Origin of the sequence: Paenibacillus sp. P13VS (genome assembly GCF_015143645.1) — a bacterium.
Taxonomy (GTDB): Bacteria; Bacillota; Bacilli; order Paenibacillales; family Paenibacillaceae; genus Paenibacillus; species Paenibacillus xylanilyticus_A.
This window is the reverse complement of the sequence record NZ_WYEV01000002.1, coordinates 541517-560706: the sequence shown is the minus strand read 5'-3', so window position 1 is coordinate 560706 and position 19190 is coordinate 541517. Positions and strand designations below refer to the sequence as shown.

The 19190-nt window shown below is 43.2% G+C and carries 16 protein-coding genes; 9 read left to right on the top strand and 7 right to left on the bottom strand.

The features are described from left to right. Positions 1-51 precede the first annotated feature (51 nt). Complete coding sequence (locus GUA98_RS03620) at positions 52-861, top strand: alpha/beta hydrolase (RefSeq protein WP_193722081.1); 810 nt, start codon at positions 52-54, stop codon at positions 859-861. Positions 862-909: 48 nt separating this feature from the next. Then, positions 910-1431 carry a MarR family winged helix-turn-helix transcriptional regulator gene (locus GUA98_RS03615; RefSeq protein ID WP_095288105.1) on the top strand — a complete coding sequence of 174 codons (522 nt, stop codon included), beginning with the start codon at positions 910-912 and terminating at the stop codon, positions 1429-1431. A 209-nt stretch (positions 1432-1640) separates the two neighbouring features. Here the strand turns inward: GUA98_RS03615 and GUA98_RS03610 are convergent, their stop codons facing one another. Both GUA98_RS03610 and GUA98_RS03605 read right to left on the bottom strand, forming a co-directional pair. After that, positions 1641-3290 carry a DUF4179 domain-containing protein gene (locus GUA98_RS03610; protein WP_193722080.1) on the bottom strand — a complete coding sequence of 550 codons (1650 nt, stop codon included), beginning with the start codon at positions 3288-3290 and terminating at the stop codon, positions 1641-1643. Then, the gene (locus GUA98_RS03605) at positions 3265-3810 is read right to left on the bottom strand and encodes an RNA polymerase sigma factor (protein WP_193722079.1); all 546 of its coding nucleotides are present in this window, start codon (positions 3808-3810) and stop codon (positions 3265-3267) included. The genes GUA98_RS03610 and GUA98_RS03605 overlap by 26 nt, the downstream gene beginning before the upstream one ends. Before the next feature lie 241 nt (positions 3811-4051). Here GUA98_RS03605 and GUA98_RS03600 point away from each other — a divergent pair, with 241 nt between their 5' ends. Beyond that, complete coding sequence (locus GUA98_RS03600) at positions 4052-4897, top strand: AraC family transcriptional regulator (protein WP_193722078.1); 846 nt, start codon at positions 4052-4054, stop codon at positions 4895-4897. Further along, positions 4866-5381 carry an NUDIX domain-containing protein gene (locus tag GUA98_RS03595; protein WP_193722077.1) on the top strand — a complete coding sequence of 172 codons (516 nt, stop codon included), beginning with the start codon at positions 4866-4868 and terminating at the stop codon, positions 5379-5381. The genes GUA98_RS03600 and GUA98_RS03595 overlap by 32 nt, the downstream gene beginning before the upstream one ends. A gap of 636 nt (positions 5382-6017) precedes the next feature. Here the strand turns inward: GUA98_RS03595 and GUA98_RS03590 are convergent. Next, positions 6018-7232: a helix-turn-helix domain-containing protein gene (locus tag GUA98_RS03590; protein ID WP_193722076.1), complete on the bottom strand. Its 1215-nt coding sequence runs from the start codon at positions 7230-7232 to the stop codon at positions 6018-6020. 916 nt (positions 7233-8148) lie between these two features. After that, complete coding sequence (locus GUA98_RS03585) at positions 8149-9651, bottom strand: hypothetical protein (protein ID WP_095288093.1); 1503 nt, start codon at positions 9649-9651, stop codon at positions 8149-8151. 188 nt (positions 9652-9839) lie between these two features. Between GUA98_RS03585 and GUA98_RS03580 the strand changes: the two genes are divergently transcribed. From GUA98_RS03580 to GUA98_RS03570, 3 genes are all read left to right on the top strand, one after another. Beyond that, positions 9840-11324 (top strand): amidase family protein, encoded by a 1485-nt coding sequence (locus GUA98_RS03580; protein ID WP_193722075.1) that lies wholly within the window; start codon positions 9840-9842, stop codon positions 11322-11324. Between the two features lie 250 nt (positions 11325-11574). After that, positions 11575-12993: a class I adenylate-forming enzyme family protein gene (locus GUA98_RS03575; protein WP_227779364.1), complete on the top strand. Its 1419-nt coding sequence runs from the start codon at positions 11575-11577 to the stop codon at positions 12991-12993. Between the two features lie 287 nt (positions 12994-13280). Then, complete coding sequence (locus tag GUA98_RS03570; protein ID WP_193722073.1) at positions 13281-15314, top strand: YheC/YheD family protein; 2034 nt, start codon at positions 13281-13283, stop codon at positions 15312-15314. A gap of 189 nt (positions 15315-15503) precedes the next feature. On the opposite strand, the gene GUA98_RS03565 is transcribed toward GUA98_RS03570, so the two are convergent. From GUA98_RS03565 to GUA98_RS03555, 3 genes are all read right to left on the bottom strand, one after another. Beyond that, positions 15504-15800, bottom strand: a complete 297-nt coding sequence (locus GUA98_RS03565) for a putative quinol monooxygenase (RefSeq protein ID WP_153977798.1) — start codon at positions 15798-15800, stop codon at positions 15504-15506. Positions 15801-15889: 89 nt separating this feature from the next. Beyond that, the gene (locus GUA98_RS03560; protein ID WP_153977799.1) at positions 15890-16540 is read right to left on the bottom strand and encodes a nitroreductase family protein; all 651 of its coding nucleotides are present in this window, start codon (positions 16538-16540) and stop codon (positions 15890-15892) included. A gap of 30 nt (positions 16541-16570) precedes the next feature. Continuing rightward, positions 16571-16990 (bottom strand): MarR family winged helix-turn-helix transcriptional regulator, encoded by a 420-nt coding sequence (locus tag GUA98_RS03555; protein ID WP_193722072.1) that lies wholly within the window; start codon positions 16988-16990, stop codon positions 16571-16573. 408 nt (positions 16991-17398) lie between these two features. On the opposite strand from GUA98_RS03555, the gene GUA98_RS03550 reads away from it, so the two are divergent. After that, positions 17399-17920, top strand: coding sequence for a TetR/AcrR family transcriptional regulator (locus GUA98_RS03550; protein WP_153977800.1), 522 nt, complete (start codon positions 17399-17401; stop codon positions 17918-17920). Between the two features lie 119 nt (positions 17921-18039). Continuing rightward, on the top strand, positions 18040-18993 hold the full coding sequence (locus GUA98_RS03545) for an SDR family NAD(P)-dependent oxidoreductase (protein ID WP_193722071.1): 954 nt from the start codon (positions 18040-18042) through the stop codon (positions 18991-18993). Positions 18994-19190: the final 197 nt, after the last annotated feature.

Sequence of the window (19190 nt, the reverse complement as noted above, 5' to 3'; positions counted from 1 at the left end):
AATGATGTGATCTCCTTGATGCTTGAGCAACATGACAAGGATGGGATGAATATGAACCACCGTGAGACAACGATTAAATCATTTGACGGAACAGAGCTTTATTTCAGCAAGGATACAGTCGAAGAGGCTAAGGCAGCCGTGGTCATTGTTCATGGGTTGTGCGAGCATGCCGGGCGTTATGATGAGTTGACGATGCATTTAAACAAACGAGGTTGTAACGTATATCGATTCGACCATCGTGGTCATGCGAGATCTGAAGGAAAGCGTACATTCTACAGTGATTTTCACCAACTCATCGAGGATGTGAATGTCGTAGTTGAGAGGGCCTTGCAAGAGAGCAGTGACCTCCCCGTATTCGTCATTGGACATAGCATGGGCGGATTTGCAACCTCATCATTTGGCACGAAATATCCAGGCAAGGTCAAAGGTATTGTTTTATCAGGAGCACTTACCCGTTACAATACGAAGGTTGCTGGTGAGCTGCCGCTTGATCTTCCTACAGGGACGTATTTCCCGAACGAGCTTGGCAGTGGCGTATGCAGTGACCCTGAGGTTGTATCCGCTTACGCAAGTGACCCACTGGTAGAAAAACAAATTTCTGTGGATCTTTTTAATAGCCTGGGGAACGGCGTAGCATGGTTAAAAGAACATGCCAAGCAGTTTGTGGACCCGGTGCTCGTTCTGCATGGAGCAAACGATGGGCTGGTGAGCGAACTGGATTCACGTGAATTCTACGGTGACATTGCCTCCACTGACAAAACATTGAAGATCTATGCACATCTCATGCATGAAATATTTAATGAACCGACTAGACATGAAGTCATAGAAGAAGCTATTACATGGATTGAAAAACATATCTAATTTCAGTAGAGTAAAGGAAAGAGAATCTATATATGAAAGGGATTACTCATGAAATTAGATTGGATGGGCGACCATCGGACGCTGATTGAGAAAATTATCAAGTACGGTAATGCATATTCGAACACCTATAAGCTGCAGCGAAGCTATGGTACGGACATGATGTTCTCCGCCTCTCAGATCCAGACCCTGGAATATATTCTGGAAGCAGAGGATAAGGAGGAGAAAATGTCAGAGATGGCCGCACGTTTGGGCGTTAGCCGCAGTACATTTTCCAAAAATGTGAAGAATCTGACGGAAAAAGGATTGCTCGAAAAATATCATTTAAGCGGTAACCGCAAAGATATTTATGTCAAACCTTCGGCGAAAGGGCGCGAAGTATATGCAAAGTACACTGAATTTGTCCGTGAGCTTTGCTTTGACGATATCTTTAAGCATGCTGACCAAATTTCAACAGCCGACAAGGAGAGTTTTATTCGCATTATGGATCTGTTCGCCGATGTACTGGTTTGGTATGGTGAGAAGGAACAGGAACCGCGCAAACTCATTAAAATTGATCCGGGCAGCGATTAAATTCTAGGGTTATCGATGTACATGTATCACTCAGTTCAGCTTGTATGGATTGTGCTCTAACCAAAGGGGATTTTCTTTCAAGGTATTTAACTTGAAGGGAAATTCCCTTTTTGTTAAATTAACCAGCTTAGAATAGGAATAAGAAAAATGCCCTTGAACAAGGGCATTTTTCTGCGCAATCGTTTTTCATCTTGGTTAAGGTTTGGTTACTATTTAGTGCTATGAAGTGGAATTCGTAAATCTCCATCCGGCTTCTTCGTTGTATAGTTCGATACATAAAGATCAATGTCTTTACCCTTAAAATCTTGAAATACTTCTGTATGTTTATTATCACTATCGTTGAAATACAGCGGCGTTAGATATTGCTTTTCTCCCGCATCAAGGAAATACGTTTGGTTGATCCCGCCAAATGTAGACTCAGGGCTGGACGACCCAACGTACAGGTTCCCATCCTTGAGATAATAAGTCCAGTTGATGAGGAACCCTTCGTACTCCCTTGTTACCGTTTGTGGCTGAGTCGAAATGTTCGTTAGACGAATAGACGTCTGGTCACCAGCGTGCTCATCAACTCGGTCCTTCGCAATGAAGGTAATCGGTTTGTTCGCCACAGAACTAACATCCATGAGAGACGAGTCGGACTGCTCAAATCGCAGTTCGGTCTGGTTGGGATTCAACGTGCCTTCGTGAGAAACGTATCCTTCTAACACTTTGCCGCCCACTTCCAACTGATACGTCCGATAAGGCAGTCTGTAGTAGTCTTCTTGGTGATCAATAGTTAAACGAATCTGGGTTGGTGTCACCACTACTCCACTGATTTTAGCCTCTCCATCCAATGACTGCAGTGGAATATCCGTCTCTTTCTTAACTGAACCTGTTTCCATCTGCTGTTTAGACAAGGAGAGTTCGACGTTCCAGATTCCATCTGTTCGCTCTTTCTCATGTGTATATGTGAAGGTGAAATGATCTGCTCTCTCTTTGAACTGCTGTTCGTTAAATATTTGCGTGCTGGAGTATGCTCCGGTTGCACCTTCGGTACCGAAGACTGGGTTTTCGGTTTCCTTAAGCATGTTCCCATTTGGATCGTAAGCTGTGATTCTGGCCCAAGTCTGTTCCTTCAACGCCGTATCTGTAAAAGTCACGTTGGAACGAATCATGATTTGATCTTCCGTGTGCCGGAAGGATTGTACTTCTACCGTTTCGATTCCGTCCTTTTGTATATTAATTTTCTGAGTATTAGTGTCCTTGGGATCAAGTGTAATGTCCTCCTGAATGTCTTGCAAATATCGAACACCTGTAATGGAGAATTGTAGATTGGATTGGTTCTCAGACATCACCCAGTCCGTTTCGAAGTATCCCTGATACACACCTTGCTCTTCGTTCCATTGTTGATAATAGTGTCCTTCAATAGGCTTACCCTCACTGTCTTTCAAAACGATCTGATCATATCTGATTTCTGCTCCGTCTGTTTCCATGCCGGGTTTGATCGTATAGAGAAGGACGGTTCGGTTATCATCCACAAAAGCGTTATGCACCGTTAAGGTGACTCCGTGAGCTGTGACGCTTTGTTCAATAGACTGACCATATCCCGCTTGGAGAGCTGACTCAATTCCGGACTTATGGGAGAGGACATCACTCCAATCATATTGAAAGGCCGCATATACCGGGGTAGCCATTACCGCTACAGATACACCGAGGACAATAGCAACTTTCGTCTTACCGCGCTGCGATCTTTCCTTGAGCTGATCTGCTACCCGAAGCTCGTCCATCTGTATGCTGTTAAACATCTTATCAAAATCCGGATATTCAATGTGGTCTGAATGTTTCATGTGATTCTTAACTTTGGATTCTACTGTATTCAAAACGGTTCTCTCCTCTCATGTTAACCTTCTCGTAATACTCCAGTTTCTTTCGCATCAATTTAAGAGCCTTGTGCAATCTGGATCGAACGGTACCCTGACGTATATTGAGGATTTCCGAGATTTCCGCAACAGATAGTTCACCAATGTACCGCAGGGTTACAACACTTCGCAGCTTGTCAGGCAATTGGCGTAATTGCTGTTCCAATTCAGCGAAGGATAACTTAGCCACAACCATCCCATCGACTGAATCTCTAGTAAGAGCCTCGTGTTCATGCTGCTTCTGCAGATGGTCTTGTTTGTCATTTTTGACTTTGTTCTTACGAATGACGTTGAGGCAATGATTCATGGCGATTCGCATAATCCAGGCCTTGAGATGTGTAACATTTCTCCAGTCCTGCCGAAACACAGTTACAAACACATCATGGCATACATCCTCGGCATCCTGAATGTTTTTGAGCATATACAAGCAGGTACGATATACATCTTTGTTGTAAGAATAGAAGAGTTCGTGCTCGGTCACTTCCGCTGCTCCTTTCTTGTTGGGATATATAATAGACAAGTGAGCGCCGAAAATGATTCACTTTTTTTATCCTGTCTCTCGATAAAGAACATGCTAAGATAATCCATTATGGTTGATTGCTCATGAGTTGAACAGATTAACAGTTACCATAAAAGACTCGGACCGGACAGATCAAAGCAAATAATGACAGGCCGCAAAACAAGTATTCCTCTATTATAGAAATCAAGGAGTGGTCAACCGTATGAACTGGATTGAATCGTTGCAGAAGGCTATACAGTATATCGAAGAACATCTACTCGAAAATGTAACAATAGAGCAGATCGCAGCACAGGCTCATATCTCGCCTTTTTATTTTCAACGTACGTTTACGCTATTAACAGATGTTACCGTATTCGAGTATATACGGCGGAGACGATTAACACTGGCAGCACATGAACTTGTACAGAGTGAACAGAAAATTATTGATCTGGCTTACAAATACGGGTATGACACTCCTGAATCTTTCTCCAAAGCTTTTCGCAGACAGCATGGGGTTGCACCAAGTGAGGTACGAAAAAGCAGCACCTCAGTTAAATCGTATAATCGCTTGGCTATTCAAGTAAGTTTAAAAGGAGCGGAACCGATGGATTATAAAATTGTTGAACAGGCTGAATTTACGTTAGTTGGAATTAAGCAAGCGTACTCTTATGCAGATGGAGAGAATTTACGGGAAATCCCTAACATGTGGGAAGATGCCTATGCGAACGGAACAGAAGATCGTTTAATAGCATTGAATAATGGAGCTATTCAAGGATTACTTGGAGTCTGTGTAGATCAGACCGAGATCAAGGGGAAGCAAATGGAGTACTGGATTGGTACAGCTTATCATGGTGAGATACCAGAAGGTTTGTCCTCTCTCACCATCCCTGCTTCCAAATGGAGTGTATTTGAAGTAAAAGGGCCTCTGCCTGAGAGCTTGCAGAATCTATGGAAACAGATTGTTTCCGAATGGTTCCCATCCAATCATTATGAGCATGCCGGGACACCCGAATTAGAGGTTTATGCAGGTCCTCATCATGCGCCACAAATCTGGATACCAATTAAATAAGGGGGTGAAGGTCATAACTTCGAAATTTCATCATCTGGCTAGAGGAATTATAATCAGTCAGGATCAGGTTCTGCTCGCCCATGCCATTGGTCATCAAAATACGTTCTTGCCAGGAGGTCACATTGAATTTGGTGAAAGCGCACCGGATGCCCTAAAAAGAGAAATCGAAGAGGAACTGGGGCTGTCATGTTACATCGATGGATATTTAGGCTCCGTAGAGCATCGGTGGGAGAAAAATAAGGAGCTCCATTGCGAAATGAACCAGGTTTTCAGAGTGAAAGTCCCTGAACTGGATGTGTTACAACCTCCTGTATCTCTCGAGTCTCATATTGAATTCTATTGGGCGTCTGTGTATGAGCTGTCTGCGCATCATTTGCAGCCTTATCCCTTCCGTAAGTTAATCCCACAGCTTGTCAGAGGAGATACATCGATATGGTGGGAAAGTACGTTGAAGGATGGAATAACAGCGGATAATATCGAGTAAGGTTCTACTCTAGTTAGGGGAGCGAGAGGAGTTCACTCTGTTCAATGTTGTTTTCTATATTTTGAAGATGGAGATGTTCCAAAGCCTTTCAATACCCTTCATCAACACCTTAGTTCAATATCTTAGGTCAACACCATTTTTTAAAACCATAGATTAACACCTTTCATTAATACCTTTTTACAAGCAACAAAAGTGTCTCAAAAGGCTTGATCCATAAGGGTTTCTGTATCTGGATAAATTTAGATATGGAAAGCCCTTATTTTTATGCAAAATGATAACGGTAAGGTACACATCAGGAAACGCCCAACCAACACGACATGAATTGAAATACCCATAAATGATCTATGCATCCAAATGAACAAAATCAATATAAACATTACCTATGCTACAAAACCACATGAGATAAAACGTTATCCACAGCTTTAGTGGCGAAATTGGGATTCACAGGAAGTTATGAGATGACTTCTATTCGGCTATTGAAAGTGCAAATCTTACTAAATCCAACGATAAGCTTACAATAACGGTAAAGTAGAAAAAACAAATAGCAGTCATTCTACTTTTTCGTAGAACCACTGCAACACAAGTTAGACTGAAATAGATCATATGGATGCACAAATAAATCTAACCCTATAGTAATTAGACGATGTGCGCTTGAGATCGAGTATTTTTTTGTCCATTCATATACTTCTCAATTTCCATTTTGATCTCCAGGATTGGAGCTGGAAGAGTTCTGATCCGGTAATAATGCTGGATAAACCATTCCGGATGTTGTCTGAAACGATTAAGCCAGCACGAATGGATGAGACGAAGTTTGTCCCACACTTTAACTTGTTGGCTATGCGCTGCTTCCATTAGTTCTTGATTGAGCATGGAGATCTCATCATTGGCAGAGAGGTTGGTCTCAGCCATGTGTTTCTTCTGCTTGATCTGCTCAAGCTCTACAGATAGTTGTACCGCATAGTTTAACTCGGCGGATTCCATAACGGACCGAAAATAAGCACTGATCTCATTCAGTTCGTTCTTTTCATCATTTACAATATAGGATGAATCTTCCCTGTAGATCATGTTAAAGAAGGTCTGTGACCGTCTTTTATAATTTTGAATGCTAAAGAGGGCATGGTCGAAAATCTCAGTTGCATACTCATATCCAAATTTCGCATAGTAATCTTCCATGACTTTTGCTATTTGCCAAACCGCTTTCCGGGATATAAAGTCACAACAAAAACGATGCTTCATCAGCTGTTTGGTCACCCACAGCTCAGCACCTTCAGAATAGATTTCACCCATGTCAATCCATTTGGAGTGAACGTTCAGTACTTGGAAGTTTTCCGTATGTATTTTGATCTTCAGATATTTGGAAGCCTTCTTAAGAATCGTGATCGCTTCTTTTGGCGTACGTATATTAAGAAGTCCAGTTGGCCCATAAAGATCATTGATGTAACCCCAGCGGAAATTGCCTGGAATATAGATAAGTTCTTTGCCAACGTAATGAAGCACAAAGCGTTGAACATTTCGGTCCTCAGACAAAAACTCATCGCATGTAAAGAAGGCAAAATTTTTGGCATAGAGCGTTTCCTGTGAGACTTCCGCTTGATCACGTACAAAGATATAACGGTCAAAGAACAATGTACCAGCGTTATTGTAGTGAATAATGCCCTCGTGTTCTAACTTGTGGAGAAGAATTCGGATTCGATAAGTGGAGGTACCCATTCGTTTAGCGAGTTCGGTCTGAGAAAGAGGAACTTCTCCGCCATATGCGCAAACGGTACCCAGCAGGAGTTTAAGTTTGAAAAGCAAACGAGTATCATGATGTAGGGTCTGTGCATCGAATAGATCAGGATGGTGTTTCATCTGCGCCTCTCCTTAACTCCCAACTGTAAAAATGGGTATGGAAAATAAGGGTTTTGGCTTTTGTTTTTTTAGAAGACATGCTATAATGAACACATCAAAAAAGAAGCAAGACCAAGACCCCGACTTTTCGTGGTTTTAATAAGTGCCAGTCGCCAAACTATCCACTTATTAGAACGATATCGTTGGGTTCTTTTTTTTTATTTTAACAGAGATGTTTATTAGCTTTCCATTTACTATAAATAGATTATAGCATCCGTCTATTTAATTGGGAACACCATGAAAAGTACGAGAAATGCGTAATAAAAATAGAAATGAAGAACGAAACGTAATTTGACGACCATACATATAGTACGAGAAAAAAGTTAGAAAATTAAAAATAGGGCTACAAGCTTGCATTTAGGTTGTACTCGACACCACTAGAACTTTTTTTTGGTCTTTTTAGTACGTGGAATTGGTAATAATTTTATTAAGGTACGAGTTTTGAGTAATAATTATTAGAAAGTACGAAAAATAAGTGAGAATTGCGTTAATATTTAGGTCGGTACCCTATAGCGTCAAGCTTGAAACAGCGCATCCAAGTACGAGTTTTTCGTAATAAAAATGAGACTGTCTTTTCAGTGCTTTATATATTGTGAATAATCAATTAAAGTACGAATAAAAAGTAAGAAAATGAAATCAGGTACGTTGTTTTCGTAATAAAATAATGGAGTCGAATCGCACGAATGGCGCTGCAGTGGGATATTTATTTTTATTACGAAATGAAGTACGAAAAAAAAGTAATAATATAATGTCAGTACGAGAAATGAGTAATAATAATTCAATCAAGCAGCACTACAAAAAGTTAACATTTCTAATCATCAGGGTAGATGGGGCTGCAGGAAAACCTATATAAGCAAAAAAAATAGGAGAATGAGGTTCATTCTCCAATAAGTTCAGTCTGTATAGGAAAGGTTAGCTGAATAGGCGGCTCAGCTTGATCGAAAAAGTCATGCATTTCCGTGTGTGTTAATGGAATAAACGAGATCTCAAAAGAGGAATGAAGCCTTTTATAATCGGCAATCAGGAAATTCAGGCTTTTGAACTCCTCAAGTGCGTCCTGGATCTTTTTCATGTTTTGTTCCGTTTTTCTTTTGTCCATTCGGACTTTACGCAAGAAATAGCTGAGCGGGAAGATATCGATGAATTGGTTCCCTTGTACATACCGCTCCAGACGCTCCTTCTGTAATGCATGGACCAAAATTTTAGAGATGTTTCCTTCGATTGAGTTGAGGCTGTCTCTATAGATTTTGACGGTCTGTTGATTAATGTATTGCTGGTGGAAGTACGTACCAATGACTATTTCGGCATAACGTCTGCCATTGGGATTGGAGTTGATGACAACCGAGTCAAATATGGACCAGTCGGCAGAACCCGATCTTGCTTTTTCAGACTTTTTCTTAATCACGGCCTGGAAACCAAACGACCTGATTTTACGCAATCTTTTCTCAATCTCAACGTAGTTTTTAACCCCAGAAGAATTATAAGCTTTGCTGACCAGCTTGGATATATCAACCGTGATCGTCCGATCCGTGTAAAAGGATTCATCCTTTTGGGAAAGGACATAGAAAATAATATCCCGATCCGTACCATCCAGTGATTTCGTAAGGCTCTTATCCGCGAGCAGGAAATCTCCATCCTCAACCTTGATAATGGTGCGCAGGAACTCATTGTCACTGATCTCATAATCATCAAAATAGGTTTGTTTGTTGGTGATTTCGTCCAATTCCATTCGGATCTTCAGGTTTGTTGATTTTTCCGCAAAAACGACATCTTCGATCAGGCCATGAGGCTGCACATCCACTGCATTGGTTAGATCGTGTTTATCAATAATATCAGCCACAATAAAGTGCAGATCGGTGTCGATGGCCTTTTTGATCTGATTGGTTTTTTTACTCGACAAGTAACGATAGTCCGTGAGGTAGGTGGAGCTGGTGGTTGCCCACTCACTAATCTGTTGCAAGCGTAAAGCGGGTAAATCATTCAGGTCCTTTACACCAATCAATCTTTCGGATTCAGCAACGATATCCAGCCCCGCATTCGATGCTTTCATTTGTTCCAGCGCAAGTTTCCAAGAGCTAATCTCAATCAGAACCGGATTGTTTGGCACCGAATCCAGTTCCTCTTTAAATTTCTTGAGCCAATACTTTTTGCTCTGTTGTCTTTTGCGATAGTTTTTATCCCGAATCTCAACATGATCTTCCAAATGAGGCGTATCAAATCCAAAATTCTGGATTAAGAGTTCCTTGATCAGCTCAAACAGCCACGTCTCTTTTGAGGTGCTGGTCGTTTCCTTGTATACATACATGTATAGATGATCGACAATTCTTGGTGGTAAGCACTCAATTGTCTTGGTAATTGCAAAAAGCGAAAGTTTAACCATAACCATTCTCCCTTAAAAAAACTTCTCCTTAAAAATATATCATAACTTTATATCCATTAGGGGAGGGATTATCATGGAAAAGGATTTAGTTTAGGAAAATAAACCATTTCCTATTCTATGAGGCTAGAGGACAACGGCCAGCTTCGTCGAACCATTAGTAGTAGTTGGACAAAAGGGGAGACTATTAGATGGATAGAACATTAGATGAACTTCTACTAGAGACGGACATCGTTTCATTACAGTCGGCGATGGAGTCCGGAACGTTATCATCGGAGGTCTGCGTTCGTTGGTATTTGGATCGGATCACGAGAATTGACCCTAAGCTGAATTCGGTAATTGAAGTCAATCCGGACGCGATAGAGCAAGCCATTGCGCTTGACGCGGAACGGAGGGAACAGGGAGTTCGTGGACCACTTCATGGTATCCCCATCCTGCTCAAGGATAATATCGATACAGGAGATCACATGCATACCAGTGCGGGTTCGGTTGCGTTAGCAGAACATATTGCAAAGTCAGATTCTATGGTGGCTGCACAGTTAAGAGCGGCCGGAGCCATATTCCTGGGAAAGGCAAACATGACGGAATGGGCAAATTTCATGTCGAATACCATGTTGTCCGGATACAGCTCAAGGGGCGGACAGACGTTGAATCCTTACGGTCCTGGAGAGTTGTTCGTTGGGGGATCAAGTTCAGGCTCTGCAGCAGCCGTCGCCGCCAATCTGTGTACTGCTGCCTTGGGCACAGAAACATCGGGTTCAATTATTAGTCCTGCCTCGCAAAATTGCCTTGTCGGCCTTAAACCAACCATCGGTCTGGTCAGTCGTACAGGGATTATTCCGCTTACGTCCAGCCAAGATTCAGCGGGTCCGATGACACGTTCCGTTAAGGACGCTGCAATTTTGCTCAGTACAATAATCGCTGTGGATCCGAATGATGCGGCGATGCATGACAATGAACGGAAAGCCTATACGGATTATACGTCCTTTCTGGATGTGAATGGCCTGCGAGGCGCAAGAATTGGCGTACCGCGCTTCTACTATCAGCATCTGGATGAAGCGCGAGCAGCTGTTATCGAACGAGCTATCAATGTATGCAGAGAACAGGGAGCGATCATCATTGACCCGGTGTCATTACCTTGCGAAAGCGCGAAGTGGGATTGGGATGTGATGCGACATGAATTTAAAAAAGTATTAAATGATTATTTAGCTCAAGCGGGTCCAGATGCTTATGTTAAATCGTTAGATGAGCTTATCGCATATAATGAGGAAAATAGTAGTGTTGCACTTAAATATGGACAGGATTTGCTAATCTGGTCGAACGTAACAAGTGGTACCTTGTCTGAACCGGTGTACGCAGAGAGCTTGCGGCATAATCGTCTGCTTTCCCGGGACCAAGGCATCGACCATGCAATTCGTGAGCATCAGTTAGATGCGCTGATATTCCTGGGCAATGAAGAAGGACTCGATGTGTCTGCACGCGCGGGGTACCCTGTAATTACCGTTCCGGGTGAGTGCATCGACACAGGTATTGCTGGTGAAGATGGCTATACGACCAAAGGTCCTCAGGGGATTACGTTTGTCGGAACCGCCTACAGTGAGCCGATCCTTTTTCGATTAGCTTACGCTTACGAACAAGCGACTAAATTCCGTTTTGCACCTAGAGATGAGTTCTAATCCGTTTGAACAATCAAACAAAATATCTGAAATTTACATTACAGCTAACACTAATAGACGGTAACCACAACAGGTTGCCGTTTTATTGATTAACAAGACTAGTGAGAGTTAAAACATTATCAGGTAAGCTGATGAGACTCATTGAAAAACGTTATGTTTAGTATTTCCAGAAATATGATATGATTTCCTTAATCCTAGTACTCATACCCGATTAAATGGAGGTATCATGTTTCTATACGAACGATTACCTATGGCAGCACATTTGTTTTCTAATGCTCCTGCACTTAGGCGGCATGGTCATACGATCACATATGGTGAGCTTCATCATCTGGTTGAAAAACTTGGACGTGCCTTCTACGCGAATGGTCTTCGGCCTGGAGATCGTCTTGCTTTTCTCGGTAATCCAGATCCTCAACTGGTTGTATGCATTTATGCAGCCGTAGAAGTGGGTGCGATACCAACAGCAATTTCGCCGTTACTAAGTGTCCCAGAGATTACAGCAATTCTTGAAGACGCTGAACCCAGATTTCTAGTTCATGATAATTATTCTGCTGATGCAGCTTATTCCGCTGTAAAACTTCTCTCGAAACCACCAATCCTTTATTCTACTGAAGAGTGTTCTAATTCGATGACAGCTATTATACATCAGGATCTAGCACCTATTCCTTCTGAAACTATTGACCGTCAATTGGATGATATCGCTGTATTGATTTATACAGGAGGAACAACGGGCAGACCCAAGGGAGTAATGCATTCTCATCGTGGTATGTCTGCTTGGAACCAATTTACGCCTAGTAAGGGGTTTGGATATGATAAAGATCGCCGAGTGCTGGTACTTAATCTTTCACACCTTGTTGGCCAATTCCAACTATGGGCGACTATGGCAGCTGGTGGCTGTCTGGTCTTTCTTGATGAGTATCCGGTGAATATCCAGCATATCGTTGATATAGTGGATCGAGAACAAATCTCGCACCTAAGCACGGTCGGGCAAATGCTGCGTGACCTGATCAATGAGGTAATCGCTACGGGTAGGGATTTGCCAAGTCTTAAAGTCATTGGGTGTGGCGGATCAGTCATATCACCAGATACTTTGAAGAAAGCGGTTGAACATTTTACAGAGGCATTAATCGTCAACAACTACTCCCAAGCAGAATGTGGTATGGCAATTAGTCGATTATTACCTGCACATCATATGGATAATCTAATGGTTATACGATCAGTTGGCCGTCCTAAAGACCTGGCTGCACAAGGAGGAAAAGCTTTTCAGGTACGGATCGTTACGCAAGATGGACAAGATGCAGCAGAAAATGAGTCTGGTGAAATTGTAGTTCGTGGAGCCCAAACGATGTTGGGGTACTGGCGTCAACCAGAGACCACAAATGAAATCAAAGAGAATGGATGGATTCACACCGGGGATGTTGGTTGTCTTGATGGTGAGGGATATCTGTATGTTTTAGACCGTCTTAAGGATATGGTCATTATCAACGGTTCCAATGTGTTCTGTCCTGAAGTGGAACAAGTATTAGCGAGTCATGCACAGGTTAAGGAGGTTGCGGTAATCGGAGTCCCTCTCCCCATTGAAGTGGAGGAACTTGTAGCTTGCATCGTTCTACGTGACGGGGAGAGTCTAAGCTGGAACAATTGTGGGTGTTCTGCAAATCTAGGCTAGCCCGATATAAATGGCCAACAAGGATCTACATTCTCGATTCACTGCCTAGAACTGCTGTGGATAAGGTAGACAAAAAAAGTTTGCGCCTACAGTTGTCCTTATTAACGAGTATTTAATTGGAAAACAGAGGGAAACAGCACAACTATTTAGAAGAGGGAGCCACCTCTAAGATATATATTTAAGGCGATCATTCACCGAAGTGGATGATCGCCTTTTCTATGTTCAGAATATGTTCAACTCTGCCCTGTATAATCGACGTTAGAATTTTTGGGATATGAGGTGGTTCGTTGTTAATCGGTGTATATGGCAAAAACGACCCTCTGCAGACGCTGCCCGAGAGACGTACCAGCGCGATCGTTGGGGAGGGCTGGAGACAGGGCGTGGACGTATTTTTCTTTGACGCGAGCAGCATCGATATGGAGCAGGAAAGCATCAAGGGGAAATTTCAGGTAGGGGATTCCTGGATGGAGAAAAAGGTGCCTCTGCCGGATGTTATTTTGAATGAAGCACCTGATCCGGTTGAGAGCAGACCTGAGAATGAGAACTGGCTGCGCCGCAGAGTTCCCTTTACGACATTTCTGATCCACGGCAAGTACGAGATTCAGCAGAAACTGGAGACTCACTTCCAAGAACATATGGTGCCAACCGAGCGGCTGCTAGATCTCAACGGGCTGCTGGCATTTTTGGATGAGCATAGCGAAATTATAGTGAAGCCTAATCAGGGCTGTAGAGGTAATTCCATTTTTACTTTGAAGAAAGAGGATCAGAATTACATATGCCGTCAGCATGCTACAGAGCGTCAGCTGAACTATTCTGCTCTGGAGCAGCATGTGCAGCAGGATGTTCTGGCACAAGGTCCATGTATTATGCAGCCCTACGTGCCTTCAATGAATGAACTGCAGGAGGTAGTGGACTTCCGAGTACATATTCAGCGCAATGGTACAGGAGGGTGGGTGCCAACCAAGGTGTACCCAAGAATCGGGGCTCCGAATTCCGTCATTAGCAATTTAAGCAAAGGCGGCCGTACCGGGGATACAAGAAATGAGCTGCAGCAGCAGCTCTCGGGCGATGCTGATCTGAAGATTCGGGAAATGGAACAGCTGTCGATTCGTATGGCAGAGGAAATCAATCATTCGTATCCCTTTCTGATTGATGAGCTTGGCATGGATTTTATTGTGGAACCTGGTGGTAAGTTATTGTTCCTGGAAGCAAATATAAGTCCTCAAACGAGGTTTCATGAACGAGAGCGCGCCGCAAATGCGCTGGAATATGCCCAATATGTAGCCAGAGCAGGACGGATGGTGCCGAATCCCGTTGTGGCTATGCTGACAGCTGACCCTGCAGACAAACCGCTCGCAGCGGCCTGCGCTTACGCAGCGAAGTGGAATGATGCAGAGTTCTATTATTTTGGTCCAACAGACGTTCACGCGGAATGGCGGTTTATTAAAGGATACGTCTACCAGAATGGAGAGTGGGAAGCAAGGTACTGTCCTTTTCCGAATGTGGTTTACGACCGGCTGAAGGAGCGTGGGAATGCGAATTTTGATAACGTCTATGCTGCCTTGAGACATGTACCTTTCACGGATGAACGAAAAGGGGGTTCCTTCAGCAAGAAAAACATATATGAAATGATACAAATGGATCCGGAGCTATCGGAGCATCTTATTCCTTATCAAGAGGTGAAACTTAGCGACGAGGTTCTGGCTTTTATAGACATGCATGGTACCTCTGTCATCAAGCCTTCTTTAGGGTCGTATGGCGAAGACATACTCATTGTTCAGCGGGAAGAAGGTGGTTACACCGTTAAGGATCACGAGCATATCCGCCTAATGAGTGAGAAGGAATTTACCGAATTGATCACGATGATCGCAGCTAAGAACAGTCACCTTATGCAAACGTTTATCCGAAGTGAAACGCAGACTGGCCTGCCCTTCCATCTAAGGCTTCATCTTGTTCGTAACGGAGAAGGAGCATGGTCATTCCTATCCGTAAATCCCTTTTTGTCCACACAAAGTGATCAGAAGGTAGTCAATCATCCGGGATCTCTGCGTGTGTTTACGACCTGGGACTGGCTCTCTCGGCATGAGTATCCGGATAAGCAAGAAGCGATGTTTGCCACACTTCAACGGATCGGATTGAGAATGGCCGATTGTATTGCCGCCAATATCTCGGAACGAATATGTGAATTAGGGATTGATGTAGGAATCGACCCGTTATGCAAAGTATGGTTATTTGAAGCGAATATGAACAAAATTGGATCAACACATAGAGAGTTTGAAGTTGCCCAGAACATGGTCCCATTTGCCCTTTCTTTGCAATGAATTCCAATCTGAATTCAGATCAATACGTACACGGCAACCTTAGGAGCATGATCCATACATTCGTCTTTTCCAAGACAAAAAGCCGTCCCCAAAATCAAATGACTTTGGAGACGGCTTCTTATTGTTTGTTAGGCCACAAAGGAGCTTAAGCTGATAACCCTCAAATAATGACCCGATGCGAATCTTATTTTAGTGTTTAACGGCTTCGCCAGCAAATACTTCAACGTTCATCGGTGCAGCCATGAATGCTGCTGCTTGTTGAACAAATCCTTGGAAATGAGCACTTGTGTTGTGAGCTGCTGTAGCGGCTTCGTCTTTCCACAATTCGATCATGACATACTGATGCTCTTGCTCAGTGCTTTTGTTCAGATTGTAGCTGATGTTGCCTTCTTCATTGCGAGTTGCTGCAACGAGTTCTTTGGCTGCTGCGAGGAATGCTTGCTCTTGATCTGGTTTAATGGACAGGTGTGCGTGAATAATAATCATGTGTGTTTACCTCCGTAATGTATATAAATTGTTTGATTGTTGCCAATAGTTAAGAGTGACGCGGTTCAATGAAAAGTGTGATATATCAATTATGCCCAAGTTGTAATCGTATCAACGGGCAGACGGTAGGATGGATGGCCCTCTTTGGCTGATTTACCCATGGAGATCAGCATAACCGGTTGATAGCGTTCTTTGTCCATACCGAACGCTTCAGCGATTTGATCTTTTTCGTAACCGCCAATCGGGTTTGTATCATAACCGTGAGCACGGGCAACCAGCATCAATTGCATGGATACCAGACCAGCATCAATCAGGTTGACATCGCGAAGAGCAGATTCTGGCATAGCCTTGTAATAAGGCATTACTTTAGCCAGCTGCATATCTTTTACTTCTTGTGGCATATAACCAAGCTCTACCGCTTTGCCGAAGATTTCTTCCATATATTCGATGTTGTTCATGTCAACAAATACACCGATAACTGCAGAAGAAGTCAACACCTGATTTTGATTGAATCTGGCAAGAGGAGCAAGCTTCTCTTTACCTTCAGCGGTGTCCACAACCAGGAAGCGCCAAGGCTGCAGGTTGATGGAGGATGGGGCACGAGAAGCTTCGGCCAGAATTTCGGTCATCTCTTCACGGCTGATTTTTACCTCTGGATCATACAGTTTAACGGAACGACGGCCGTAAGTGATCTCGTTAAAATCGTTCGTTTTTTGAAATGTACTTTGAAAGCTACTCATTCAGTGGATCTCTCCTCTATATATATGGTATCAAAAATTGTTCTGCATGCGTTCCAGATAACTTGCAAGATCCTGGATTTCATCTTCACTGAAATCATGCAGAATCTGATGAATAAAATTTTTCTTTTCTACTTTGTAACCCTCAATATGTTTCCGGCCATCATCGGTCAGACGAACAAAGGTAACCCGGTTGTCTTCCGGATTTTTGCGTCTGGTCACCATGCCGTCTGCTTCGAGCTGCTTCAAATGGCGGGTGATGGCAGCACTGTCAATATTGATGATTTTTTGCAGCATCGATTGGTTGATCTCATCGACCTGATCCAATTCATACAGAATCTCAAAGCGAGATGAACTGATTCCTGTGCACCGCTCGAACTTCGGGCTGACTTTGTTGCCAAGTGCATTCAGCAGATTGATGATCTGCTCTTCCTTTGAAACGTTACGTGTCATGACTAGACCTCCCGGGTGAATCTGGACATGAACAGCGGCTTATGTTCACACAATCCGATTGTGGCCTTTTTACGACGATGCCAGTGTTGAAAAAAATGATGGATGCCTCAACAATTGACATGTCAATCATTGACTGCTCAATTAATATATCATGCCTCTTTTTATTTTGCAACCCAAAATAATATGAAAAAATATGCACATCAATCGGAGTCCTTCGTAATCACGCTATGCAGTAGGATGTCCTGTTATAGTCATAAATATTGAGCTTATATTTAAGTCAGAATAGCTATCAACTATAAAAATGAAGAACTTTTGAGTAGAAAAGGGCTATATTTTACAAAGACGGGTGTTATCCTATATACTTCAAGCTATTGATCAATTAATTACTACAGTTAGAGGTGAAACGACATGGCCAAAGATACAACGGCTTCAGTTAATCGGCGGAACGACATTATCTCAGCGGCAATTGACGTATTTGCAGAAATCGGATATTACCGCGCAACGACAGCACAAGTGGCTGAAAGGGCGCAGATTTCCCAGCCTTATATTTTTCGTTTTTTCAAAACGAAGGAAGCCCTGCTGCTATCTGCACTGGAAGTATCATGGGCGCGAGTCATTGATTCATTTCGACAGGTTGTAGAGACAGCAGCATCGGATCAACTGGAGCGCGAATTGATAGAAGCATACGAGAAAATTCTGGAATCGCACCATAGCGAAATCCTGCTTCAGATGCAAGCTCAGACTATTCAGGAGGATGTGATTCGTCAGGCGATGCAGAAAGGGTTTAGCGAAGTGAGAACCATGGTTCTGAATGCTTTTAGCCATGCCGGCATTGCCGAAGCGAAGCAAAGAACGTTGGTTTTCCTGGCGATCGGCATGTTGTGCAATGTCTCGATAGCACTGGATATGCCTGAACTCAAAGAAAGATAGGAAGGGTAAATGCCCTTTTTCAAAATTAGTTATTGATCAATCACTAAATATGCGTTATATTGAGTTCAGGAGTTGTAAGTAATTGATCAATAACTAAATGAGTGAGAGGATGTATGAAGATGAAAAAGGCAATTGTTATTGGTGCAACAGGCGGAACGGGTGCTGCCATTACACAGGAATTGATTAAGCGGGGGATCACAACGGTTGCCTATGGACGTTCATGGCAGAAATTGGAACAGCTTGCTGCTAAGCTGGGTTTCCCCGGTCATCTTCAGCTGGCTGTGGGTGATGCATTTAACCCGAATGAAATCGTCGCTGCTTCCCGGAATGCGGATGTGATGTTCCACTGTGCCAACGTGCCTTACCATGAGATGGAGAGCAGACTCCTGCCACTGGGTGAATCCGTTATGAAGGCAGCTGAACAGCTGAGTCTGAAAGTGGTGGTTATTGATGGGATCTACCCCTACGGGAGAAGGCAAATGAACGAAGTAACGGAAGAACATCCGAAGCAGCCGCATACCCGCAAAGGAAAAACAAGACTCGCCTACGAGCAGATGTTATTCAGCAGCAGGTGGTCCAGAGCGCAAGTCATGATTGTACGTTTGCCTGATTATTATGGCCCGACCGCGAATGAAGCCTCTTATCTGGGATCAACACTTGAATCCATCGCAAAGGGAAAAATGGCTTTTTTCATCGGCAATATGGAAACACCACGGGAATATATCTATCTGCCCGATGCAGCGGTTATGGTAGTGGAACTGGCAAGCAGGGAGAACACATACAATCAGAACTGGAACATACCTGGTGCTGGCATTATTGCAGGCAAAGAGATCGTTAGGATCGCACAGCGGGCGGCGGGTGTAACGAAACCAGTCATGGCGCTTGGGAAAATAGGACTGTCCCTGATTGGGCTGGGGGTTCCGGTCATGAAGGAAGTCGTAGAGATGTTATACTTAACCAAGGAGCCTCTCGTTTTAAGCAGGCAGAAGTATGAACGCAGCATTGGTCCTGTGCAGGCGACGCCTTTCGCAGAAGGAATTGCTGAAACTATTGCACAGCTTCAGAAAAAGTAAATTGCATTTTTTAATGTTTAGTTATTGATTGATCACTAACAAAAGCGATAAATGAATACTGCTTATGAATGACAGACAGATCCGGAAGCATTATCCGGGTCTTTTTTTATAGTTGTACGCCTTGGTCATAACGATGACATCCAACTTTCAGAAGCGGACAACATGTATTAGAGGGTGTATTTCGTAACGGTCAACAA